The organism is Streptomyces sp. NPDC057543, assembly GCF_042801895.1.
GTDB lineage: Bacteria > Actinomycetota > Actinomycetes > Streptomycetales > Streptomycetaceae > Streptomyces.
In genome coordinates, this window is the sequence record NZ_JBHVFF010000127.1 from 1 (window position 1) to 22,356 (window position 22,356).

General features: G+C 70.2%; 20 protein-coding genes. 4 read left to right on the forward strand and 16 right to left on the reverse strand.

The window, feature by feature from the left end; genetic code table 11:
* Positions 1-50: 50 nt before the first annotated feature.
* The 16 genes from ACFU8Q_RS21560 to rsmH form a co-directional block, all read right to left on the reverse strand.
* A complete protein-coding gene (locus ACFU8Q_RS21560; protein ID WP_384456287.1) occupies positions 51-1,196 on the reverse strand; it encodes a DivIVA domain-containing protein in 1,146 nt (381 codons plus the stop codon).
* A 49-nt stretch (positions 1,197-1,245) separates the two neighbouring features.
* Positions 1,246-1,530: a YggT family protein gene (locus tag ACFU8Q_RS21565; protein WP_384456290.1), complete on the reverse strand. Its 285-nt coding sequence runs from the start codon at positions 1,528-1,530 to the stop codon at positions 1,246-1,248.
* 70 nt (positions 1,531-1,600) lie between these two features.
* Positions 1,601-2,218 carry a cell division protein SepF gene (locus ACFU8Q_RS21570; RefSeq protein ID WP_114244064.1) on the reverse strand — a complete coding sequence of 206 codons (618 nt, stop codon included), beginning with the start codon at positions 2,216-2,218 and terminating at the stop codon, positions 1,601-1,603.
* 126 nt (positions 2,219-2,344) lie between these two features.
* Complete coding sequence (locus ACFU8Q_RS21575; RefSeq protein WP_384456293.1) at positions 2,345-3,064, reverse strand: YggS family pyridoxal phosphate-dependent enzyme; 720 nt, start codon at positions 3,062-3,064, stop codon at positions 2,345-2,347.
* Between the two features lie 6 nt (positions 3,065-3,070).
* Positions 3,071-3,832, reverse strand: a complete 762-nt coding sequence (gene pgeF, locus ACFU8Q_RS21580) for a peptidoglycan editing factor PgeF (protein WP_384456296.1) — start codon at positions 3,830-3,832, stop codon at positions 3,071-3,073.
* The gene (gene ftsZ / locus ACFU8Q_RS21585) at positions 3,829-5,043 is read right to left on the reverse strand and encodes a cell division protein FtsZ (protein ID WP_384456299.1); all 1,215 of its coding nucleotides are present in this window, start codon (positions 5,041-5,043) and stop codon (positions 3,829-3,831) included. Before ftsZ ends, pgeF begins: the two co-directional genes overlap by 4 nt.
* A gap of 277 nt (positions 5,044-5,320) precedes the next feature.
* Positions 5,321-6,115 carry a cell division protein FtsQ/DivIB gene (locus ACFU8Q_RS21590; protein ID WP_384456302.1) on the reverse strand — a complete coding sequence of 265 codons (795 nt, stop codon included), beginning with the start codon at positions 6,113-6,115 and terminating at the stop codon, positions 5,321-5,323.
* Positions 6,116-6,165: 50 nt separating this feature from the next.
* Positions 6,166-7,260 carry an undecaprenyldiphospho-muramoylpentapeptide beta-N-acetylglucosaminyltransferase gene (gene murG / locus ACFU8Q_RS21595; protein ID WP_384456303.1) on the reverse strand — a complete coding sequence of 365 codons (1,095 nt, stop codon included), beginning with the start codon at positions 7,258-7,260 and terminating at the stop codon, positions 6,166-6,168.
* 6 nt (positions 7,261-7,266) lie between these two features.
* Positions 7,267-8,715: a putative lipid II flippase FtsW gene (ftsW, locus tag ACFU8Q_RS21600; protein ID WP_384456306.1), complete on the reverse strand. Its 1,449-nt coding sequence runs from the start codon at positions 8,713-8,715 to the stop codon at positions 7,267-7,269.
* A 113-nt stretch (positions 8,716-8,828) separates the two neighbouring features.
* The gene (murD, locus tag ACFU8Q_RS21605) at positions 8,829-10,256 is read right to left on the reverse strand and encodes a UDP-N-acetylmuramoyl-L-alanine--D-glutamate ligase (protein ID WP_384456340.1); all 1,428 of its coding nucleotides are present in this window, start codon (positions 10,254-10,256) and stop codon (positions 8,829-8,831) included.
* Positions 10,253-11,323, reverse strand: coding sequence for a phospho-N-acetylmuramoyl-pentapeptide-transferase (gene mraY / locus ACFU8Q_RS21610; protein WP_384456309.1), 1,071 nt, complete (start codon positions 11,321-11,323; stop codon positions 10,253-10,255). Before mraY ends, murD begins: the two co-directional genes overlap by 4 nt.
* On the reverse strand, positions 11,320-12,726 hold the full coding sequence (murF, locus tag ACFU8Q_RS21615; RefSeq protein ID WP_384456312.1) for a UDP-N-acetylmuramoyl-tripeptide--D-alanyl-D-alanine ligase: 1,407 nt from the start codon (positions 12,724-12,726) through the stop codon (positions 11,320-11,322). The genes mraY and murF overlap by 4 nt, the downstream gene beginning before the upstream one ends.
* Positions 12,727-12,730: 4 nt before the next feature.
* Positions 12,731-14,452, reverse strand: a complete 1,722-nt coding sequence (locus ACFU8Q_RS21620) for a UDP-N-acetylmuramoyl-L-alanyl-D-glutamate--2,6-diaminopimelate ligase (protein ID WP_384456315.1) — start codon at positions 14,450-14,452, stop codon at positions 12,731-12,733.
* An 18-nt stretch (positions 14,453-14,470) separates the two neighbouring features.
* Entirely contained in the window at positions 14,471-16,453 is a 1,983-nt protein-coding gene (locus ACFU8Q_RS21625) for a peptidoglycan D,D-transpeptidase FtsI family protein (RefSeq protein ID WP_384456318.1), read from the reverse strand.
* Between the two features lie 4 nt (positions 16,454-16,457).
* Positions 16,458-17,039 (reverse strand): septum formation initiator, encoded by a 582-nt coding sequence (locus tag ACFU8Q_RS21630; protein ID WP_384456321.1) that lies wholly within the window; start codon positions 17,037-17,039, stop codon positions 16,458-16,460.
* 49 nt (positions 17,040-17,088) lie between these two features.
* A complete protein-coding gene (rsmH, locus tag ACFU8Q_RS21635) occupies positions 17,089-18,054 on the reverse strand; it encodes a 16S rRNA (cytosine(1402)-N(4))-methyltransferase RsmH (RefSeq protein ID WP_384456324.1) in 966 nt (321 codons plus the stop codon).
* A gap of 378 nt (positions 18,055-18,432) precedes the next feature.
* On the opposite strand from rsmH, the gene ACFU8Q_RS21640 reads away from it, so the two are divergent.
* From ACFU8Q_RS21640 to ACFU8Q_RS21655, 4 genes are all read left to right on the forward strand, one after another.
* Positions 18,433-19,002 carry a beta-class carbonic anhydrase gene (locus ACFU8Q_RS21640; protein WP_384456328.1) on the forward strand — a complete coding sequence of 190 codons (570 nt, stop codon included), beginning with the start codon at positions 18,433-18,435 and terminating at the stop codon, positions 19,000-19,002.
* 252 nt (positions 19,003-19,254) lie between these two features.
* Positions 19,255-20,310 (forward strand): AAA family ATPase, encoded by a 1,056-nt coding sequence (locus tag ACFU8Q_RS21645; RefSeq protein ID WP_384456331.1) that lies wholly within the window; start codon positions 19,255-19,257, stop codon positions 20,308-20,310.
* The gene (locus ACFU8Q_RS21650; RefSeq protein WP_384456334.1) at positions 20,310-21,692 is read left to right on the forward strand and encodes a DUF58 domain-containing protein; all 1,383 of its coding nucleotides are present in this window, start codon (positions 20,310-20,312) and stop codon (positions 21,690-21,692) included. Before ACFU8Q_RS21645 ends, ACFU8Q_RS21650 begins: the two co-directional genes overlap by 1 nt.
* The coding region (locus ACFU8Q_RS21655; protein WP_384456337.1) for a DUF3488 domain-containing protein at positions 21,689-22,356 on the forward strand (668 nt) is incomplete at its 3' end. The genes ACFU8Q_RS21650 and ACFU8Q_RS21655, both read left to right, overlap by 4 nt.

A 22,356-nucleotide genomic window follows, 5' to 3' on the forward strand; every position in this document is an offset into this window, starting at 1 on the left:
GCCCGGCCCTCAGCCTGCCGACGGCTACGCGCTCACCGCGCGCACCCGGCTCAGTTGTCGTCCTCGTCGATCAGGAACCCGCGCATCGGCGAAGGAGCCTGCTGCATCGGCTGCGGCGCCTGCGGCCGCACCGGTGCCATCGGCTGGGTCATCGCCGGCGACATCTGCTGCTGGCCACCGTACGAGGGACCACCGCCCATGGACGGGTTGCCGCCCATCGGCTGGTTGCCGTGACCGCCGTGGTTGCCGCCACCCATGGTGTGACCCATGGCACCCGCACCGGCCGGAGCCAGCGAGGGCGACGGCGGCAGGGAAGCGGTCGCCGGGGTCCGCGGCGGGGCCAGCGAGTCGTCGGCCTGGGTCTCCAGCTGACGCAGCTGGCTCTCCAGGTAGGACTTCAGCCTGGTCCGGTACTCGCGCTCGAAGCCGCGCAGGTCCTCGACCTTGCGCTCCAGCGTCGCGCGGGCCGACTCCAGCGAGCCCATCGCCACGCGGTGCTTCTCCTGCGCGTCCCGCTCCAGCGCGTCCGCCTTGGCACGCGCGTCGCGCTCCAGGCCCTCGGCACGGCTGCGCGCCTCGCCGACGATCTTGTTGGCCTCGGAACGGGCCTCCGCGATCGCCTGGTCGGCGGTCTGCTGCGCGAGCGAGAGGACACGGGCGGCGCTGTCGCCGCCGGGGCCCTGACCGGGCTGCTGCATCTGCGGCGGCTGCTGCATCTGCTGCATCTGCTGCTGCGGGGCGTGACCGCCCATGGGGCCGCCCATGGGGCCACCCATGGGACCGCCCTGCATCGGACCGGGGCCGTGCGGGCCTTGCGGACCGGGGCCGTGCTGGCCCTGGGGACCGGGACCGTGACCGCTGGGACCGGCGGGCAGCTGCGGAGCACCACCGGGCAGCTGGGGCGGACCCATCTGCGGGGGCTGCTGCTGGACCGGCGGACCCGATATGGCGGCGGGCACAGGCGCCCCGGGCCGGTCCTGCGGCTCCGGCTTGCGCATCCCCTGCTGCTGGTTCTGCGCGGCGGCACGCGTGGCGGCGGCCAGCTTGGCGCGCAGGTCCTCGTTCTCACGGAGCAGGCGGGTCAGCTCGGACTCGACCTCGTCGAGGAAGGCATCGACCTCGTCCTCGTCATAGCCTTCTCGGAGGCGGACGGTCGTGAACTGCTTGTTCCGCACGTCCTCGGGGGTCAGCGGCATCTCTTCTTCACCTCTACGTAGTCGTCGGCAGTCGGCAAGACCGTATCGCTCACAGCCTGATCACGATGCTGATCAGGATGTAGACGATGATCATCAGAACGAAGAAGGACAGGTCGAGTGCCACGCCCCCGAGACGCAGCGGCGGGATGAACCGCCGCAGAAGCTTGAGCGGTGGATCCGTGACAGTGTAGGTGGCCTCAAGTATGACCACCATCGGCTTGCCGGGCTGCCATGAACGTGCGAACTGGAAGACGTAGTCCATGACCAGCCGGAAGATCAGCACGATGAGGAAACACATCAGCGCGATATAGACAACTTGCAGTACGACGCCCATTTCGCGCTTCCCTCTCCCCTGGCTCTCGTAGCTCCGGCCCTACGGCCGGGTTGTTCCCGGTGTCGTGTTCTCAGCTCTGGTTGAAGAATCCGCCCTCAGCGATGCGGGCCTTGTCCTCCGCCGTGACATCGACGTTAGCAGGCGACAACAGGAACACCTTCTGCGTCACGCGCTCAATGCTGCCATGGAGACCGAAGACGAGCCCTGCGGCAAAGTCGACAAGTCGCTTCGCATCCGTATCGTCCATCTCGGTGAGATTCATGATCACCGGAGTGCCCTCACGGAAGTGTTCCCCGATAGTACGGGCCTCGTTGTAGGTCCTGGGGTGCAGCGTGGTGATGCGGTAGGGCTCCCGCTCGGACACAACCTTGGGCATGATCACCGGCGCGTTCTTCTCCATGTTCGGACGTTCAGGTGTGATGGATGCCACGGGGGCGATTCGGGCGGGTCGCTCCCTTTCCGCCGGGATCTGAACCGGTTCCCGCTGCGCGGGTGGCTGCACCACTCGCACCGGTTCGTCCCGTTCCCGGTCCCGCTCCACCTGATGCGCGGGCTGGTGCCGCCGCCGGTCGCGCTCGGGCTCCGGCTCGGGTTCGAATTCGTCGTCGGGGTCGAACCCCGGACCGTCGTACCCATCGTCCTCCACGAGGCCGAGGTAGACCGCCATCTTGCGCATCGCGCCGGCCATGCTCTGAGTCCTCCGCTCTGTGGTGGATCGGCATCTGTCACCAAGTGCCCCGCGATCCACTGAGGCCTGCCCGCCATAGGCGGGAATGACCATATTTTCTGCTGTGGTCCGACCTGCTTGGCGACGTTACCCGAGCCTCGGTCGGACTCCGAGTACCGCCGTACCGACGCGCACATGTGTCGCTCCGGCCGCAACCGCGTCCTCGAGGTCCGCACTCATCCCTGCGGAGACCATGTTCGCAGCCGGATGGTTCCCGCGCATGCGGGATGAGAATTCCATCAGCCGGTCGAAGGCGGCGCGTTGCCGTCCCGCGTACGGTCCGGCGAGCGGCGCGACGGTCATCAGACCTCCGAGCCGCAGCCCGGGCGCGTCTTCGACCGCGGCGGCCAACTCCTCGATCCCGTCCGGCGCGACGCCGCCCCGGGCACCCCGCTCGCCGCTCTCCGCGTCGAGTGCGACCTGGATGAGGCAGCCGAGTTCGCGCCCTTCGCGTACGGCCGCCGCCGAGAGAGCCGTGACCAATTTGGTCCGATCCACCGACTGTACGACATTGGCGTAACTCGCCACAGAACGAACCTTATTGGTCTGCAATTGACCGACAAAATGCCAGGTGAGCGACAGATCCGCACATTCGGCTGCTTTGGGTGCCGCGTCCTGGTCACGATTCTCTGCGACATGACGCACACCGAGTTCATGCAGAATCCGCACATCGCTCGCGGGGTAGGTCTTGGTGACCACGATGAGGGTCACTTCTTCCCGCTTGCGGCCGGCGGCGATGCAGGCGGAAGCAATGCGTTCTTCCACCTGTGCCAGATTTTCGGCGAGTTGAGTCTTACGGTCCGTCATGCCCTATCAGTCCAACCAGACATATCCGGCGAGCCGCCCGGTGATGCGGTCGCGGCGGTACGAGAAGTGGTCACCCGATTCGAGAGTGCAGACCGGCGATGCGCGCCGGTCCTCGACCCCGAGGGCTTCGAGTTGCGCGTGGACCCCCGCGGTGACATCCACGGCCGGGGTGCCCCAGCTGGTCTCGGACCGGGAGGCCGGGACGCTCTCGGCGACCTCGGCGCGCATCCGGGACGGAACCTCGTAGCACCGTCCGCAGACCGCCGGTCCGGTGCGGGCGACGATCCGGGAGGGGACGGCGCCCAGTGCGGCCATGGCCTCGACCGTGGCCGGAACGACTCCGGCGACGAGACCGGGACGGCCCGCGTGTGCGGCCGCCGCGACCCCGGCGACCGGGTCGGCGAGGAGTACGGGGGTGCAGTCGGCGGTGAGCACGGCGAGCGGGAGTCCGCGCCGCGCGGTCACCACCGCGTCCACCGCGGGGATTTCCGAAGCGTCTCCCCACGGGCCGTCGACGACCGCGACGTCCCGCCCGTGCACCTGGTTCATCCAGACGACCTGCGCCGGGTCGAGACCGAGGGCCCGGGCGGCCCGCTCCCGATTGGCCAGAACGGCGGCGGGGTCGTCTCCGACCGCGCCGCCGAGGTTGAGCTCCTCGTACGGAGCGGCGCTCACCCCGCCCCACCTGTCGGTGAAGGCGAAGTGCGCGCCGCGGCCCCCCGAGGTTACTGAGGACACTGCGGGAACTGCGTGATGCCGATCTATCACTTCAAGAAGTCCGGAACATCCAGCTCTTCGGCCTGGGAGTCCTGGTAGGGACGGGCCGGCGGGATGTGCGGCGGAGTGACCGGCGGCAGGTGGCTCTCGCCGACCGCCGGTACGGGCTCGGCCTGGACCGGGGGCTCCTCGCGCGGAGTCACGGAGCCCAGTCCGCCGCTCTGACGCACGGGCTCGGCGGTCCGGACCGGCGGAGCCGGCTCCTCGCGCTTGGTGGAGTTCGCGCCCAGGACGTTCTCGCGCCGGGCCGGCGGCTGTCCGCCGTCGAAGCCCGCCGCGATCACCGTGACGCGGACCTCGTCGCCCAGTGCGTCGTCGATGACCGCGCCGAAGATGATGTTCGCCTCGGGGTGCGCCGCCTCGCTCACCAGCTGGGCGGCCTCGTTGATCTCGAAGAGACCGAGGTCGCTGCCGCCGGAGATGGAGAGCAGGACACCGCGTGCGCCGTCGATGGACGCCTCCAGGAGCGGCGAGGAGATCGCCATCTCCGCGGCGGCCACGGCGCGGTCGTCGCCGCGGGCCGAGCCGATGCCCATGAGTGCCGATCCGGCCTCGGACATGACCGACTTGACGTCGGCGAAGTCGAGGTTGATCAGGCCCGGGGTCGTGATGAGGTCGGTGATGCCCTGGACACCCGAGAGCAGTACCTGGTCGGCCGACTTGAACGCGTCGAGCACGCTGACCTGGCGGTCCGAGATGGACAGCAGTCGGTCGTTGGGAATGACGATGAGGGTGTCGACCTCTTCGCGGAGCTCGGCGATGCCGTCCTCCGCCTGGTTCGCACGTCGCCGGCCCTCGAAGGTGAACGGGCGGGTGACCACACCGATCGTGAGGGCGCCGAGCGAGCGCGCGATGTTGGCGACGACGGGTGCGCCACCGGTGCCGGTGCCGCCGCCCTCTCCGGCGGTGACGAAGACCATGTCGGCCCCCTTGAGGACCTCCTCGATCTCCTCACGGTGGTCCTCTGCCGCCTTGCGACCGACGGCCGGGTTGGCCCCGGCGCCGAGGCCGCGGGTGAGTTCGCGGCCGACGTCGAGCTTGACGTCGGCGTCGCTCATCAACAGGGCTTGCGCATCCGTGTTGATCGCGATGAACTCGACGCCCTTGAGGCCGACCTCGATCATTCGGTTGATGGCATTGACACCACCGCCGCCGACACCGATGACCTTGATGACTGCGAGGTAGTTCTGCGGTGCTGCCACGTCGAAGGCCTCTCGCCTCGAGTTACGTGTCGTCGCTGTGCGGGGGTCCCGCCGCGACGACGGATGCCGATTGGGACGGTCCGAAACGCCGACCCAAACCCTAACGTTGAAGTTTAGGGTTACCAGTGTGTCTGCTTCATGGACTCTTCCGAACAGGACACTAAGTCGACAAGTGGCGCACGTTCAACGAACACGCCGAACCTCCCGTTTTTCTTTTCACCCTATGTGATCACCCGTAGCGCTGACCAACCAGGGTGCTGGCCAGGCCAAATGTGCGTCAACTACCCGACACGGCAGGGGCGGTGGGTGTACTCACGTCGAAGTGTCCCGCTTTGGGTGCGACTTTCATGAGAGCGGTGAGGACTCTCGCCTTCACCGGCCCGTCCTCGCCGCTGCCCCAGATCACCGTGCGACCACGGGTGAGTTCCAGGGAGATCGAGTCGTACGAGGTGACCCGTACAACCTTGGTTTCCTTGACGACGCCCGCCGGAAGTCCGCCCGCGACCCGGACCGCTTCCCGCACCAGCCGGGCGCTGCCGAAGCGTCGCAGACTTGCCGACTGATCGGGCGTCAGTTCAAGCAGAGGTACATGACCGGGCGATTTGTCCACCGTTGCGAAACGCACTCCTTTCGCGTCCACTTCAGTAAATTTTGTGCCCTTTTTCATCAACAGGACCGGCTGCCGTTCGGTCACCTCGAGTCCGATTCCGTGCGGCCAGGACCGTACGACATCCACCGAGTCGATACGAGGCAGCTTCCGGCGCAACCGGTCGGCGATGGCATCGGTGTCCACGGAGATCATGGGAGCGCCGATCGGTACGGCCGCGGCGGCCTCCACCTCGGCCGGTGTCAACACGTCGAGGCCGGTGATCCCGACCTGTTCGGCCCGGAACCAGGAGGAGCCGTAGAGCGCCCACACGGCGCCGGAGCCGAGCAGGAGCACCAGCACACCGATGACGATCAGCTGTCTGCGGTTGGGCCGCCTGCGCCCCTCGGGTTGCGGGCGCGGCGGGCGGGCCGGGAAGTCCTCCTGCTGCGCTGCACCGCGCCGGGCGGTCGTCGGTCCGGCCACACTCGCTCCTTATGCCGGGTCCGGGGGCACCGCCCCCGGACCCGCCCGCCTCACGCGCCTCGGCGTGCGGCAATCGCCTCGTACACCATGCCGACGAGCAGGTCGTCGGCGTCCCTGCGGCCGAACTCGGCGGCGGCGCGGGACATCTCGTACAGCCGGTGCGGATCCGCGAGCACCGGCAGGACGTTGCCCTGCACCCACTCGGGGGTGAGCGCCGCGTCGTCCACCAGCAGACCACCGCCGGCGTTGACCACCGGCTGGGCGTTGAGCCGCTGTTCGCCGTTACCGATGGGCAGCGGTACGTAGGCGGCGGGGAGCCCGACGGCGGAGAGTTCGGCGACGGTCATCGCGCCCGCGCGGCAGAGCATCATGTCGGCCGCCGCGTACGCGAGGTCCATCCGGTCCACGTACGGTACCGGGATGTAGGGCGGCATACCGGGCATGTTGTCGATGCGCGGCAATTCGTTCTTCGGGCCGACCACGTGCAGGATCTGGATCCCGGAGCGCTGCAGCAGCGGGGCGACCCGCTGGACCACCTCGTTGAGGTGGCGAGCGCCCTGCGAGCCGCCGGAGACCAGCAGCGTCGGCAGGTTGGGGTCGAGGCCGAAGGCCGCACGTGCCTCGGGGCGGACCCGGGCCCGGTCCAGGGTGGCGATGGTCCGGCGCAGCGGGATGCCGATGTAGCGGGCACCACGCAGCTTGCTGTCGGGAGTGGAGACGGCGACCCCGTGGGCGTACCGGGAACCGATCTTGTTGGCCAGGCCCGGCCGGGCATTGGCCTCATGGACGACGATCGGCACGCCGACCCGCTTGGCGGCGAGGTAGCCGGGCAGGGCGACGTAGCCGCCGAAACCGACGACACAGTCCGCCTTGGTGCGCTCCAGGACCTGCTCGGCGGCCTTGATGGTGCCGCGCAGCCGTCCCGGGACGGTGATCAGTTCCGGGGTGGGCTTGCGCGGCAGCGGCACGGCCGGGATCAGGGCGAGTTCGTACCCCCGCTCGGGTACGAGCCTGGTCTCGAGTCCGCGCTCCGTGCCGAGGGCAGTGATTCCCACGGTCGGGTCCTGCCTGCGCAGGGCGTCCGCGAGGGCGAGCGCGGGCTCGATGTGGCCGGCGGTCCCCCCACCGGCGAGTACGACATGCACCGAAATTCACCGCTCTCCGGACGGACGCTTCTTGACGCGCCGCCTCATCGTCTTCCATCTCACCCCGGGCCTCCGCATGGCCAGGGCCGCCTTCGCGGCGGGATCCTCTCGCGCGAACGCGATCAGCAGCCCGACAGCAAACATGGTCGGCAGCAGGGCCGATCCTCCGTAGGAGAACAGCGGGAGCGGGACACCGGCGATCGGCAGCAGGCCGAGCACCGCACCGATGTTGATCACGGCCTGCGCCGTGATCCAGGTGGTCACACCTCCCGCGGCGTACCTCACGAAGGGGTCCTCCGTGCGTCCGGCCACGCGGATACCCGCATAGCCTAGAGCCGCGAAGAGGGCGAGTACCGACAGCGTCCCCGCCAACCCCAGTTCCTCCCCGGTGATGGCGAAGATGAAGTCGGTGTGCGGTTCGGGTAGTTGACCCCATTTTTCCACACTCGCACCGAGCCCCGAACCAAACCATCCACCGGACGCCAGAGCGTAGATTCCGTGCACGGCCTGCCAGCAGGAATCCCCGGGTCCGGGTTCGCTGGCGCCGATGCAGGCGAGTCTGGACATCCGGTTCGGACTGGTCTTGATCAGCACGAAGGCGATCACTCCGGCGAAGCCGAGCACCCCGGCGAAGAGCCGGGTCGGCGCCCCGGCCAGCCAGAGCAGTCCGAAGAGGATCGCCGTGAGAATGATCGCAGTGCCCATGTCGCCGCCGAGCATGATCAGCCCGAGGAGCATGAAGGCGACCGGGACGAGCGGGACGAGCATGTGCTTCCACTGCGTCAGCAGCCGTTTGTCCTGTTTGCGGGCGAGCAGGTCCGCGCCCCACAGGACCAGGGCGAGCTTGCCGAACTCGCTGGGCTGGAGCTGGAAGGGACCGCCCAGGTAGAGCCAGTTCCGGTTGCCGTTGACCGACATCCCTATCCCCGGCACCTGGACCAGCACCATCAGGAAGACGGCCCCCATGAGGAGCGGGTAGGCGAACGCCCGGTGCAGTTTGGCGGGCATCCGGGCGGCGAGCGCCATCAGTCCGGCGCCGATGACGGCGGCGAGGAACTGCTTACGGAAGAAGTAGGTGCCGGGTTTGTCCAGCTCCAGGGCCTTGATCATCGAGGCGGAGTAGACCATTACCAGTCCGAGCACGGTGATCAGCAGGCCGGCGCCCAGGATCAGGTAGTACGCGGTCAGAGGGCGGTCCCAGGCCCGGCGTGCCTGCTCGTACATCCGCCGCACGCCGCCGCCGCGCGGGGCACGGGGGGTGCCGGTGGAACGCCCCTGGGAACGGGGCACCGAGGGGCGCCGGGAGCCGGTGACCGACCGGGCCCGCGAGGCGGGGCCGAGCAGCGCCGGCGCGGCCGCGCCGGCGAGGAGTGGCGGGGCGAGCGCCCGGCTGATCGCCGCGGTGCCCCGTGAGCGGTCCCCACGGGGTGCGGCGGAGCTCTCTTCGGCCGGCATTGTCGCTGTCCCCTCCACTGCTCGTGCCCGGGGCCGCCGCCGAGAGCCGCGGCCCGTGGCGCGTCCACCCGCACCCGGTCGTCCGGGACGGTACGGTGCGGAGGCCGGGCCCGTCAGGCGCTCTCGGCGGCGAGTGCGCGGACCGCGTCCGCGAACGCCTCGCCCCGCTTGTTGTAATTGGCGAACATGTCCATCGAGGCGCAGGCCGGGGCCATCAGTACGGTGTCTCCCGGCCGGGCGAGCCGTGCCGCCTCGCGGACCGCCTCGGACATCGCCCCAGTGTCGGTCCGGTCGAGGTCGACCACCGGGACTTCGGGGGCGTGTCGCGCGAGGGCTTCGCGGATCAGGGCCCGGTCCCGGCCGATCAGTACGACGCCCCGCAGCCGCCGGGCGGCCCCGGTCACCAGCTCGTCGAACGTGGCGCCCTTGGCGAGGCCGCCGGCGATCCAGACGATCGGGTCGTAGGCCGCCAGGGATGCCTCGGCGGCATGGGTGTTGGTGGCCTTGGAGTCGTCGATGTACGCGACCTGGGCGATGTCCGCGACGTGCTCGATGCGGTGCGGGTCGGGGCGGAAGGCCCGCAGTCCGTCCCGTACGGCCGCGGGCTCGACACCGAAGGCGCGGGCCAGGGCCGCGGCCGCCAGGGCGTTGGCGATGTTGTGCGGAGCCGGCGGGTTGACGTCGGTGACCTCGGCAAGCTCCTGGGCCTGCTTCTGCCGGTTCGTCACGAAGGCGCGGTCGACGAGGATGCCGTCGACGACGCCCAGTTGGGACGGGCCCGGTGTGCCCAGAGTGAAGCCGATGGCGCGGCAGCCCTCCTCGACGTCGGCCGCGCGGACCAGGTCCTCGGTCGCCTTCTCGGCCGCGTTGTAGACGCAGGCGACGCGGTTGCCCTCGTAGATCCGGCCCTTGTCCGCGACGTACGCCTCCATGGAGCCGTGCCAGTCGAGGTGGTCGGGGGCCAGATTGAGAACGGCCGCCGAGTGGGCGCGCAGCGAGGGTGCCCAGTGCAGCTGGTAGCTGGACAGCTCGACGGCGAGTACGTCGTACTCCTCGTCGCCGAGGACGGCGTCGAGGAGGGAGACGCCGATGTTGCCGACCGCGGCGGTGCGCAGCCCGGCCGCCTCCAGGATGGCGGCGAGCATCCGCACGGTGGTGGTCTTGCCGTTGGTGCCGGTGACCGCGAGCCAGGGGGCCGGTTCCCTGCCGCCGTGGCCGCGCAGCCGCCAGGCGAGTTCGACGTCGCCCCAGACCGGGACGCCCGCCTCGGCGGCTGCGGTGAAGAGCGGCTTGTCGGGCCGCCAGCCCGGGGCGGTGACGATGAGCTCGGTGGACTCGGGCAGGGTCGCCCCGTCGCCGAGGCGCACGGTGATGCCCTGCGCCTCCAGCTCCGCGGCCTGCGTACGGGAACGCTCGTCGTCCCCGTCGTTGACCACCGTGACGACGGCGCCGAGGCCGTGCAGCACCGTGGCCGCCGGGATTCCGGAGACTCCGAGTCCCGCGACGGTGACGCGCTTGCCCTGCCAGTCCTGGTTGCTCACTTCTCGGCTGCCCATCCCGCGTAGAAGAGACCGAGTCCGACGATCACGCACATGCCCTGGATGATCCAGAAGCGGACCACGACAAGGACTTCGGACCACCCCTTGAGTTCGAAGTGGTGCTGGAGCGGCGCCATCCGGAAGACCCGCTTACCGGTCATCTTGAAGGAGCCGACCTGGATGACCACGGACATGGTGATCATCACGAAGAGTCCGCCGAGGACAGCCATCAGGAACTCCGTACGGGAGCAGATGGCCAGACCCGCGAGGGCGCCGCCGAGAGCGAGCGAGCCGGTGTCGCCCATGAAGATCTTGGCGGGCGAGGTGTTCCACCACAGGAAGCCGAAGCAGGCGCCCATCAGCGCGGAGGCGACGACCGCCAGGTCGAGTGGATCTCGCACCTCGAAACAGGCGTTGGGGTTGGTGAGGGTCGTCGCGTTGGCGCAGGACTCCTGGAACTGCCACAGCCCGATGAAGGTGTAAGCGCCGAAGACCATCACCGACGCGCCGGTGGCCAGGCCGTCCAGACCGTCCGTCAGGTTCACGCCGTTGGACATGGCGAGGATCATGAACAGCGCCCAGACAACAAACAGCACCGGGCCGATCGACCAGCCGAAGTCCGCGACGAACGACAGCTTGGTGGAGGCAGGGGTGTTGCCGCGGGCGTCGGCGAACTGGAGCGAGAGCACCGCGAAGGCGATGCCGACGATCAGCTGGCCAGCCATCTTCGCCTTGGCCCGCAGACCCAGCGAGCGCTGCTTGACGATCTTGATGTAGTCGTCGAGAAAGCCGACAAGACCCATACCGGCCATCAGGAAGAGCACCAGCACACCGGAGAAGCGCATCTCCTCGCCGGTGATCACCTTCGCCAGGACGTACGCGATGATCGTCGCCAGGATGAAGGCAATACCGCCCATGGTGGGCGTGCCCTTCTTGGACCCGTGGGTGCGCGGGCCGTCGTCCCGGATGAACTGCCCGTATCCCTTGCGGGCCAGCAGCTTGATCAGCAGCGGAGTTCCGACCAGGGTCAGGAAGAGCCCGATGGCCCCCGCGAAGAGGATCTGCCTCATCGGCCGGCGACCTCGCCCTCGGACGCGTTCTCCAGCAGTGCCATGGCGACCTGCTCCAGGCCGACCGACCGGGACGCCTTCACCAGCACGACGTCTCCCGGGCGCAGTTCACTGCGCAACAGGTCGACGGCAGCCTGTGCGTCGGACACGTGCACCGACTCCTCACCCCACGAACCCTCGTTGTATGCGCCCAGTTGCAGCCAGGAGGCCTCTCTGCCCCCGACTGCGACGAGCTTGCTGACGTTGAGCCGGACAGCGAGCCGTCCGACCGCGTCGTGCTCGGCGAGCGAGGCGTCGCCGAGCTCGGCCATGGGGCCGAGCACCGCCCACGTACGCCGGCCCTTCCCCATGGCGACCAGCGCGCGCAGCGCTGCCTTCATGGATTCGGGGTTCGCGTTGTAGGCGTCATTGACGAACGTCACGCCGTCCGGACGCTCGGTGACCTCCATGCGCCAGCGGGAGAGGGTGCCCGCCTCGGAGAGCCCTTCGGCGATCTCGTCTGCGGACAGGCCCAACTCATGGGCGACGGCGGCCGCGGCGAGCGCGTTCGACACGTGGTGCTCACCGTACAGGCGCATGGTCACGTCGCTGCACCCGGTGGGTGTGTGGAGCTTGAAAGCGGGACGACCGTCGTCGGTGAGACGGACGTTCTCTCCCCGTACGTCCGCATCCGCGGCTTCGCCGAAGAGCAGCACCCGGGCTTTCGTACGGGAGGTCATGGCGCGCACGAGCGGGTCGTCGGCGTTGAGCACGGCGAGGCCGTCCTCCGGCAGCGACTCGACCATCTCGCCCTTGGCCTTGGCGATTTGCTCGCGGCCGCCGAACTCGCCGATGTGAGCGGTGCCGACGTTGAGGACGAGGCCGATCCGGGGCGGGACGAGGCCGGTGAGATAACAGATGTCGCCGACGTAGCGTGCGCCCATTTCGAGGACGAGGTGCTGGGTGTCCTCGGTGGCGCGCAGGGCGGTGAGCGGCAGCCCGATCTCGTTGTTGAGGTTGCCCGCCGGGTAGACCGTGGGGCCCTTGCGTTCGAGGAGCTGGGCGATGAGGTCCTTGGTGGAGGTCTTGCCCGCGGAGCCGGTGAGGGCGACGACGGTGGTGCCGAGGCGGCCGACGACGGAACGGGCGAGCGCGCCGAGGGCGGCCACGACGTCATCGACGACGATCGCCGGAACACCGACGGGGCGGGCGGCCAGCACTGCTGCCGCGCCCGCCTCGACGGCGCGCTGCGCGTAGTCGTGGCCGTCGACCCGCTCCCCGGCGAAGGCGACGAACAGGCTGCCTTGCTTCACCTCTCGGGAGTCGATGACGACGGGACCGCTGACGGTTGCTGCCGGATCGGGTATGTCGTACGACTGCCCGCCGACGATTTCGGCGATCTCGGCGAGGGAAAGGGCGATCACTTGGTCATCCCTGACTGTTCTCGTGGGTGTGGGCGTGGGCGGTGTTGTCGGTACCGCTGTGCCCCAGGGAGCGTTCGATGGCCGCGCGCAGGACCACGCGGTCGTCGAAGGGGCGTACCACGCCGTGGATGTCCTGGCCCTGCTCGTGGCCCTTGCCGGCGATCAGCACGGTGTCACCGGGCTCGGCGCGGGCGACCACGGCGGCGATGGCGGCGGCCCGGTCGGCATCGACCAGGACGTCACCCCGCTCGTGGACGGGCACCTCGGCGGCGCCCGCGAGCATGGCGGCGAGGATTCCGAGGGGGTCCTCGGATCGGGGGTTGTCGGAGGTCAGTACGGCGGTGTCGGCGAGGCGGGCCGCCGCGGCGCCCATCGGGCCGCGTTTGGTGGTGTCGCGGTCGCCGCCGCAGCCGAGGACGATGTGCAGCCGGCCTCGGGTGACCTTCCGCAGGGAGCGCAGCACGGATTCGACTGCGTCGGTCTTGTGCGCGTAGTCGACGACCGCGAGGTACGGCTGTCCGGCGTCGACGCGTTCCAGCCGGCCGGGGACGCCCGGAACAGCGGCGACGCCGTCGGCGGCGGCCTGCGGGTCGAGGTCCGCGACGGCGAGGGTGACGATCGCGGCGAGGGTGTTGGCGACGTTGAACGGGCCGGGCAGCGGGGCCCTGGCGGCGATCCGCTCGCCCTTGGGGCCAACGACGGTGAAGGTGGAGCCCTGTGGCCCGACCTCGACGTCCTCGGCGCGCCAGTCGGCGTCCGGGTGGCCCTCGGCGGAGAAGGTGACGACGGGGACACTCGCCTCGGCGATCAGCCTACGGCCGTACTCGTCGTCGAAGTTGACGACGCCCTGCCGGCTGCGCCGGGGGGTGAAGAGCTGTGCCTTGGCCTGGAAGTAGTCCTCCATCCCGGTGTGGAACTCCATGTGCTCCGGGCTGAGGTTGTTGAAGACCGCGACGTCGAAGACGCAGCCGTCGACCCGGCCGAGCACCAGGGCATGGCTGGAAACCTCCATGGTCACCGAGTCGACCCCGCGTTCACGCATGACGGCGAACAGGGCCTGCAGGTCGGTGGCCTCGGGGGTGGTGCGCTCGGACTTGATGCGCTCGTCGCCGATCCGTGTCTCCACGGTGCCGATCAGCCCGGTGGCGCGCCCGGCACCGCGGAAGCCGCCCTCGATGAGGTACGCGGTGGTGGTCTTCCCGGAGGTTCCGGTGATGCCGATCTGGAGGAGGTCACCGCCGGGCCGTCCGTAGATCTCGGCGGCGAGTTCGCCCATCCGGCCGCGCGGGTCCTCGGTGACCAGCACCGGCAGCCCGGTGGCGGCGGCGCGCTCGGCGCCCGCCGGGTCGGTGAGGACGGCGGCCGCGCCGAGGCCGGCCGCCTGGGCGGCGAAATCGGCGCCGTGGAAGCGGGCACCCGGCAGGGCCGCGTACAGGTCGCCGGGACGGACCGCCCGCGAGTCATGGGTGATGCCGGTGACCTCGCCGGTTCCCGGCGGTTCGACTCCCAGCCGGGCTGCCAGATCGCCGAGGGGCGTCGGTCCGATCCGGTCCGGGCGGGGCGCTCCCGGGTAGTTCACAGGCGCGTCCTTCTGGGTGGTTTGGAACTGATCAGCGTGGGGCACGGCGGTGAGCGTACCGGGCGCACCCGGCCTCTCGCGAAGTGAGGGGGCCGGGTTCTGGTGGTTCCCGTTCCGGTTCCCGGGATCGGGGGTGATGGTTGTCACTGGTCGGTTTCCCCGTGTTCACTCGCCGGGCTGGAAGGACACCGGCAGCCGGGCTGGCTCGCTGCCGGACGGTGGGGTCTGGAGGGTCTTCAGCGCGAACTCCATGACCCGTTTGTAGATCGGTCCGCAGATCTGGCCGCCGAAGTAGCTGCCCTTGGTGGGGTTCTGGATCGCGCAGTAGACGGTGATCTGCGGGTCGTCGGCGGGGGCGAAGCCCGCGAAGGACGCGGTGTAGCCGCGGTAGCCGCCGCGTACGGGGTCGACCCGGTTGGCGGTACCGGTCTTGCCCGCCACCCGGTAGCCGGGGATCTTGGCCTTGGTTCCGGTGCCCTCCTCGTCTCCGACCACCGATTCCAGCATGGTGGCGAGCGTCTTGGCGGTCTTTTCGCTGACCACCCGGCTCCGTTCGGGAGCGGGGGCGGCCTTGTAGTGGCCGTCGGGGCCCTTGGTGCCGCGAACCAGCGTGGGCGCGACGCGGACCCCGCCATTGGCGATCGTCGAGTAGATGGAGGCGGCCTGCACGGCGTTGAGCGAGAGGCCCTGGCCGAACGGGATCGTGTACTGCTGCGAGGTCGACCAGTCCTCGGGCTCGGCGAGGATGCCGGGGGTCTCGCCGGGGTAGCCGAGGCCGGTCGGAGAGCCGATCCCGAACTTGCGCAGGTAGGAGTAGAGGACCTTGTTGGCCTGGGCCTGGGTCCTGCCGAGCTCCCCGGTGGCCAGGATGGTGCCGATGTTGCTGGACTTGGCGAGTACGCCGTTGAGCGTCAGGTACCAGGTGGGGTGGTCGATGTCGTCCTTGAAGAGCCGGTCGCCGCGGTGCAGCCGGTTGGGGACGGTGACGTGGGTACCGGGGGTGGCGACGCCCTCCTCCAGCACTGCGGCCATGGACATGACCTTGCTGGTGGAGCCGGGCTCGTACGCGTCCTGGAGCGCGGCGTTGCCCAGCGACGCCGCGTCGGCCTGCGAGAGGTCGTTGGGGTCGAAGCCGGGCGCGTTGGCCATGGCGAGGACCTCGCCGGTCCTGGTGTTCTGCACGACCACGTAGCCGCGGTCCGCCTTGGACTTCTTCACCTGGTCGGTGATGGCCTGCTGGGCCGCCCACTGGATGTCGCGGTCGATGGTCAGCTCGATGTCGGACCCGGCGACGGCCGGGACCTCCTTGGTGCCCGCGGTGGGCACCCGCCGGCCGCCGGACTGGGCGTACTTGATCTTGCCGTCCTCGCCCGCGAGCTCCTTGTCCAGCTGCGATTCGAGGCCGCCCGCGCCCTTGCCTTCGGCGTTGACATAACCGAGAATCCCGGCGGCGAGCCCTCCGTTGGGGTAGACCCGTTTGGTGGTCGCCTCCTGGAAGACCCCGGCCAGCACATTGGCTCCGGGACCGCCGGCCGCCCTGTCCTTCGCCGCCTTCTCGGCGAAGACGGACTTGAGGTCCCTGATCTGATTCCAGACCTGCGGGGTCCGGCGGCGGGCCAGGACGGTGTAACGGCTCTTCTTGGAAAGTTTCGCGGTGAGCTCGGCGGCGTCGGCGCCGAGGATCGGGGCGAGGAGCGCCGCCGCCTGCCGGGGCGCGTCGGGGGCCTTGCTGAATTCGGGCGTGAACATCGACGGGTCGGCGGTGATGTCGTACGCGTCGACGCTGGTGGCCAGCGCGATACCGCTGCGGTCGGTGATCTCGCCGCGCTCGGCGGAGATCGTGTAGCTGAGGTAGCGGTTCTCCTTGGCCTTGGCCGCGTACGCGTTGGCGTCGACGGCCTGGACCTGGAGGAGCCGGACGACGAACACCAGCATGACGAGCGTCAGGGCGACGCTGACCAGGCGGAGCCGGGGGCGCGGGCTGCCGAGACGGAGGGAACGCGCGGGCTGGTTGCGGGGCGCGCGGGCACGGGGCGCCGGGGACGACGGGCGGCGGGCGGCGGGCCGGGGGCGCCCCTGGCCGCCTACCGCGTTGCGGGGGCGCGCGGGGCCGGGGACCCGGCGGCGCGGTGGTTCCTTGGGAGACACTGCGTCACCTGCCGGGGCTCGTCGAGGGCTGGACTGCCGGGGTACGCGGCCCGGCATGCGGGGCCGCGGCGGTGCTGGGCTTCACGGCGGCGCCCGAAGGGGTGGCCGAGGGAGAGGGCGAGCCGGTGGCCGGCGCCGGGGCGCCGGTGGACGGGGCGGTCGCGGGGGGCTTCTCGGGGGTACTGGGCTTCCGCGGCGGCGGTGCGGGGGCCGGCTCGGCGGTGGACTGTGCGGGGACGCCGCGGACCTTGCCGTCCGGGTCCAGGAAGGCGGGGCTGCCGCCGGGCACCATGCCCAGTTCGCGGGCGCGCCGCTCCAGGGCGCCCGGCTCGGAGTAGCTGTCGACGTCACGCTGGAGGGCCTGCTGCTCGTCGGTGAACTCGGTGGTCCGCTTCTTCAGCTCGCTCAGCCTGAACGATCCTTCGTTGAGTGCCGAGTTGAGCACCAGGAGCGTGATCAGGCCGCCGCCGAGGAGCAGCACGACCAGCAGGACGAAGGGGGTACGGGCCGCGTTGCTGGGCCCGGCCGGCATCAGCCGGGCAAGCCGCGCCGCCCGCCCTTTCAACTGCCCGGCCGCTTTGCTCACCGTGCCGCCCCGGGCGTCGCCGGTGTCCTGGTTCCCGGAGACCGGACGCTCATCGTTCCTCCTCGCGGATCCGCTGGGCGCCGCGCAGCCGGGCGGGAGCGGCGCGCCGGTTCTCGGCGACCTCCTCCTCCGTGGGCAGCTCCGCGCCGCGGGTCAGCAGCTTCAGCCGGGGCTGATAGCGCTCGGGGACGACCGGCAGTCCGGGCGGCGCCGTGGTCGCGGCGCCTGCCGCGAAGACCTGCTTGACCAGCCGGTCCTCCAGCGAGTGGTACGAGAGGACGGCGATGCGGCCGCCGACCGCGAGGCTCTGCACGGCGGCCGGAACAGCCCGCTCCAGGACGGCGAGCTCGCCGTTGACCTCGATGCGAAGCGCCTGGAACGTGCGCTTGGCGGGGTTGCCGCCGGTGCGCTTGGCGGCCTGCGGCAACGAGTCCCGGATCAGCTCGACGAGCCGCGCGCTGTTGCTGAACGGCTCCTTCTCTCGTTCGCGCACGATCGCGGAGACGATCCGCTTGGCCTGCTTCTCCTCGCCGTACGCCCGCAGGATCCGTACCAATTCGCCCGGCGGATAGGTGTTGAGCACCTCGGCCGCGCTGATACCGGCCGTCTGGTCCATGCGCATATCGAGGGGGGCGTCCTGGGCGTACGCGAATCCGCGCTCGGCCTCGTCCAATTGCATGGAGGAGACGCCGAGGTCGAAGAGGATGCCCTGGACCTTCGGGATGCCGAGCCGGGCGAGCACCTCGGGCAGTTCGTCGTAGACCGCGTGCACCAGGGTGGCCCGGTCGCCGTACGGGGCGAGCCGCTCGCCGGAGAGCCGCAGCGCCTCCTTGTCGCGGTCCAGCGCGATGAGCCGCACGGAGGGGAAGGCGGAGAGCAGCGCCTCGCTGTGTCCGCCGAGGCCGAGGGTGCAGTCGACGACCACGGGCTGCTGCGGGCCCGGCGCCTCCAGAGCGGGGGCCAACAGATCCAGGCACCGCTGGAGCATCACCGGGACGTGTCGGGTCTGGCTCATGCGCCCTCTCAGGCTCAGGTCCCGTGCGGTGGCACGTACGGCCTGGTCCCCGCCCGCTCAGAAGGGGAGGGCGGTCGACGCCGGGGAAGAGGCGCCGACCGACCGGCGAGCGGGAGAGGGCCGGACCGTACGTACGCCGCACACGGGGGAAATCTACGGAATGTGCAGGGTGTCGGTAACTTCCCGTCACTTTAGTCCACCCTGCCATTCGATGGATTCCCGATCAATCAACAGGGCAGCGCGTCGCCCTGCCCCCTGTTCACCCGGCCGAACGAACAACTGTGGGGCTTGTGGGTTAGCTCACAACAAGCCTCGTTGACGTTCTTTGTCCCTTCCCGCAGCGCGACGCGACCACCGCCGAGAGTTAACGTCATAACCATGTCGACTTCCGCACACTCTCCCGCCGGGCCTTCCGCGCCCTCTGCCGACCGGGCCCGCACCGGGGGCACGGTCACCGACCGCCTCGTCGAGGCGAATATCCGGTACGCCGCCGGATTCGAGGACCCGGGCATGGACGCCAAGCCGGTGCTGCGCGTCGCCGTGGTCGCCTGCATGGACGCCCGGCTCGACCTGCACAAGGCACTCGGTCTGTCGCTCGGCGACTGCCACACCATTCGCAACGCCGGCGGCGTGGTCACCGATGACGTGATCCGTTCGCTGACCATCAGCCAGCGGGCCCTGGGCACCCGCAGCGTCATCCTCATCCATCACACGAACTGCGGCCTGGAATCGATCACCGAGGAATTCCGCCAGGAGCTGGAGGTGGAGGTCGGTCAGCGTCCGGTCTGGGCCGTCGAGGCGTACAAGGACGCGGACCAGGACGTACGGCAGTCGATGCAGCGCGTGCGCACCTCGCCGTTCCTGCTGCACACCGATGACGTACGCGGCTTCGTCTTCGATGTGACCAGCGGCTCGCTGCGCGAGATCTTTCCCGCCTCCGCGTCCTGACCGCCGGCCCGGACGGCGTCCATCGGGAGCCGATAAACCCACCGAACCCGACATATCGCCGCGACTTATCCACAGGCGAGTGACACGAAGCGGTAACGGCAACAAGAATGCGCATGTGGCATCTCGCCGGACGTTCCGCTGCCGGAGGGGTGTCCGTGTTTCGGGGTGGGCCGGGCCGCTGCACGCGTGTCGGTCCGTGACTGGGGAATCCCCTGCTCCTGGTGAGCGTGGGGCAGGGCCGAGGAGGGCCGGGTGACGACCTATGACGATCGAGCGAGCCTCACAGATCTGACCACGACTGCGGAGCGGGTGCGCAGGTCGGTGGAGAGCGTGATCGAGGGCAAGCCCGAGGTCGTTCGGCTTTCGCTGACCGTGCTGCTGGCGGAGGGGCATCTCCTCATCGAGGATGTCCCCGGCGTCGGGAAGACGATGCTGGCCAAGGCGCTGGCGCGGTCCATCGACTGCTCGGTGCGGCGTATTCAGTTCACGCCGGACCTACTGCCCTCGGACATCACCGGTGTGTCCATCTTCGACCAGCAGCGGCGCGACTTCGAGTTCAAGCCGGGCGCGATCTTCGCCCAGGTCGTGATCGGCGACGAGATCAACCGGGCCTCGCCGAAGACCCAGTCGGCGCTGCTGGAGTCGATGGAGGAACGCCAGGTCACGATCGACGGGCACACGTACGAGCTGCCCGACCCGTTCATGGTGGTGGCCACCCAGAACCCGGTGGAGATGGAGGGCACCTATCCGCTGCCCGAGGCCCAGCGGGACCGGTTCATGGCGCGGGTGTCGATCGGCTATCCGAATACGGAGGCCGAGCTGCGGATGCTCGATGTGCACGGCGGGCTCTCGCCGCTCGACGATCTTCAGCCGGTGGCGCACGCCCACGACATCGTGAAGCTGATCGACGCGGTACGGACGGTCCATGTGGCCGACGCCGTGCGGCGGTACGCGGTGGAGCTCGTCGGGGCCACCCGCAGCCATCCCGATCTCAGACTCGGCGCCTCGCCACGGGCCACCCTGCACCTGCTGCGCGCGGCGAAGGCCTCCGCGGCGCTGAGCGGCCGGGACTACTGCCTGCCGGACGACGTGCAGGCGCTGGCGGTCCCGGTGCTCGCGCACCGGCTGCTGCCGACGGCACAGGCCCAGCTGAACCGCCGTACCGCCGAGCAGGTCGTGCTGGAGATCCTCCAGCAGACACCGGTGCCGACGGCCGGCGACGGCGGTGTCGTCCCACGGGTGCAGCCCCAGCACCAGCCGGGCCGTCCGGTGTACGGCCGGCATCAGCCCGGCGTACGGCGGGTGTGATGAGCCCCGGGGGGCCGGCCTCGTTGGACGACGGCGACGGAAAGGGCGCTCTGAGGGCCGCTCTGAGCGGACTGACCACGCGTGGGCGGTCCTTCCTCGCGGCGGGTGTCGCGGCGGCGATCTGCGCCTATGTGCTGGGGCAGGCGGATCTGCTGCGGGTCGGGTTGCTGCTCGCCGCGCTGCCGTTGATCTGTGTGATGGTGCTCGTCCGCACCCGTTACCGGGTCACGGGCACCCGGCGGCTCTCGCCCTCCCGGGTGTCCTCGGGCGCGGAGGCGCGGGTTCATCTACGGATGGAGAATGTGTCCCGGCTGCCGACCGGGCTGCTGATGCTGCAGGACCGGGTGCCTTATGTGCTCGGGCCGCGGCCCCGGTTCGTGCTGGACCGGGTGGAGGCGGACGGCCGTCGCGAGGTGTCCTACCGGGTGCGGTCGGATCTGCGTGGGCGCTATCCGCTGGGGCCGCTGCAGTTGCGGCTGAGCGATCCGTTCGGGATGTGTGAGCTGACCCGTTCGTTCAGCGCGTACGACACCCTCGTCGTCATTCCGCGGACCGAGCCGCTGCCGCCCGTACGGCTGGCGGGCGAGGCCTCGGGGTACGGCGAGGGGCGGCAGCGTTCGCTGGCGCTGGCCGGTGACGACGACGTGATTCCGCGCGGTTACCGGCACGGCGACGATCTGCGCCGGGTCCACTGGCGCTCCACCGCGCGGTACGGCGAGCTGATGGTGCGCCGCGAGGAGCAGCCGCAGCGGGCCAGATGCACGGTGATGCTGGACACCCGCCGGATCGCCTATCAGGGGTCGGGGCCCGACTCCGCCTTCGAATGGGCGGTGTCGGGGGCCGCGTCCACGCTGGTGCACATGCTGGAGCGCGGTTTCGCGGTCCGGCTGCTGACCGACGACGGGAACGCGGTGCCGGGCGAGGGCGAGGGAGGCTTCGCCGGATCGACGCAGGAGTCCGCCGACTCCGCGGGGCTGATGATGGACACCCTGGCGGTGGTCGACCACTCCGAGGGGGGCGGTCTGTCGCGCGCGTACGACGTGCTGCGCGGCGGCAACGAGGGGCTGCTGATCGCGTTCTTCGGTGATCTGGACGAGGAGCAGGCGGCGGTGGCGGCCCGGATGCGGCAGCGCAGTGGCGGCGCCATCGCGTTCGTACTGGACAGCACTGCCTGGGTACATGACGACGTCCCGCCCGCGGGGGCGGACGAGGCGTTCGAGCGGCGGCTTCGGCTGCTGCGCGAATCGGGCTGGACGGCGGTGGCCGTGGCGCCCGGGACCGGTCTTGCCCGTTATTGGCAGCAGGCGGCGGGACACCCGGGTGTGACGACGCAGTCGGCTGCCGTCGGCGGCACGACAGGTTTCTCCGGGGGATGGTCATGAGTGGTCGCGGTCGGCTGACGCTGTGCGCCCTTGCGGCGACGCTCATGACGGCGGGCTCGATGCTGCCGCTGGTCGAGCCGGCCGGATGGATCCTGCAGGCCGCGTTCCTGCTGGCGGTCCAGAGCGGGATGGGCATGCTCGCCCGCCGGGTGCCCATGCCCCGGATGCTGGTCGTCGTGGCGCAGACGCTGGTCACGCTCGTCCTGCTGACGGTCGTCTTCGCCAGGGGGCAGGCTCTGATCGGGGTCCTGCCGGGCCCGGAGGCCGTCCAGCGGCTCGCTGATCTGCTGATGTCGGGCGCCGACGATGTCGGAAGGTACGCCACTCCGGCGCCCGTGACGGACGGCATTCGGCTGATGCTGATCGGCGGTGTCCTGCTGGTCGGCCTGATCGTGGACGCCCTCGCTGTGACGTTCCGCAGCGCGGCTCCGGCCGGTCTGCCGCTCCTCGCGCTGTACTCGGTCGCCGCAGGGCTGTCCGAGGGCGGAGCGGACTGGCTCTGGTTCCTGCTCGCGGCCGGCGGCTATCTGCTGCTTCTGCTGGCCGAGGGCAGGAACCGGCTCTCCCAGTGGGGGCGGGTCTTCAGCGGCGCGGCCGGGTCCCGGAGCGGTGCGGCGGCCGGTGCGGCGTTCTCCGCCGACCGTCCGACGGCACCGGTCCGCAC

What these genes read in the sequence shown, in the direction of transcription:
- ACFU8Q_RS21560 (WP_384456287.1), bottom strand. Translation starts at nt 1,196, where the DNA reads ATGCCGCTGACCCCCGAGGACGTGCGGAACAAGCAGTTCACGACCGTC.
- ACFU8Q_RS21565 (WP_384456290.1), bottom strand. Translation starts at nt 1,530, where the DNA reads ATGGGCGTCGTACTGCAAGTTGTCTATATCGCGCTGATGTGTTTCCTC.
- ACFU8Q_RS21570 (WP_114244064.1), bottom strand. Translation starts at nt 2,218, where the DNA reads ATGGCCGGCGCGATGCGCAAGATGGCGGTCTACCTCGGCCTCGTGGAG.
- ACFU8Q_RS21575 (WP_384456293.1), bottom strand. Translation starts at nt 3,064, where the DNA reads ATGACGGACCGTAAGACTCAACTCGCCGAAAATCTGGCACAGGTGGAA.
- ftsW (WP_384456306.1), bottom strand. Translation starts at nt 8,715, where the DNA reads ATGCCGGCCGAAGAGAGCTCCGCCGCACCCCGTGGGGACCGCTCACGG.
- mraY (WP_384456309.1), bottom strand. Translation starts at nt 11,323, where the DNA reads ATGAGGCAGATCCTCTTCGCGGGGGCCATCGGGCTCTTCCTGACCCTG.
- rsmH (WP_384456324.1), bottom strand. Translation starts at nt 18,054, where the DNA reads ATGAGCCAGACCCGACACGTCCCGGTGATGCTCCAGCGGTGCCTGGAT.
- ACFU8Q_RS21640 (WP_384456328.1), top strand. Translation starts at nt 18,433, where the DNA reads ATGTCGACTTCCGCACACTCTCCCGCCGGGCCTTCCGCGCCCTCTGCC.
- ACFU8Q_RS21650 (WP_384456334.1), top strand. Translation starts at nt 20,310, where the DNA reads ATGAGCCCCGGGGGGCCGGCCTCGTTGGACGACGGCGACGGAAAGGGC.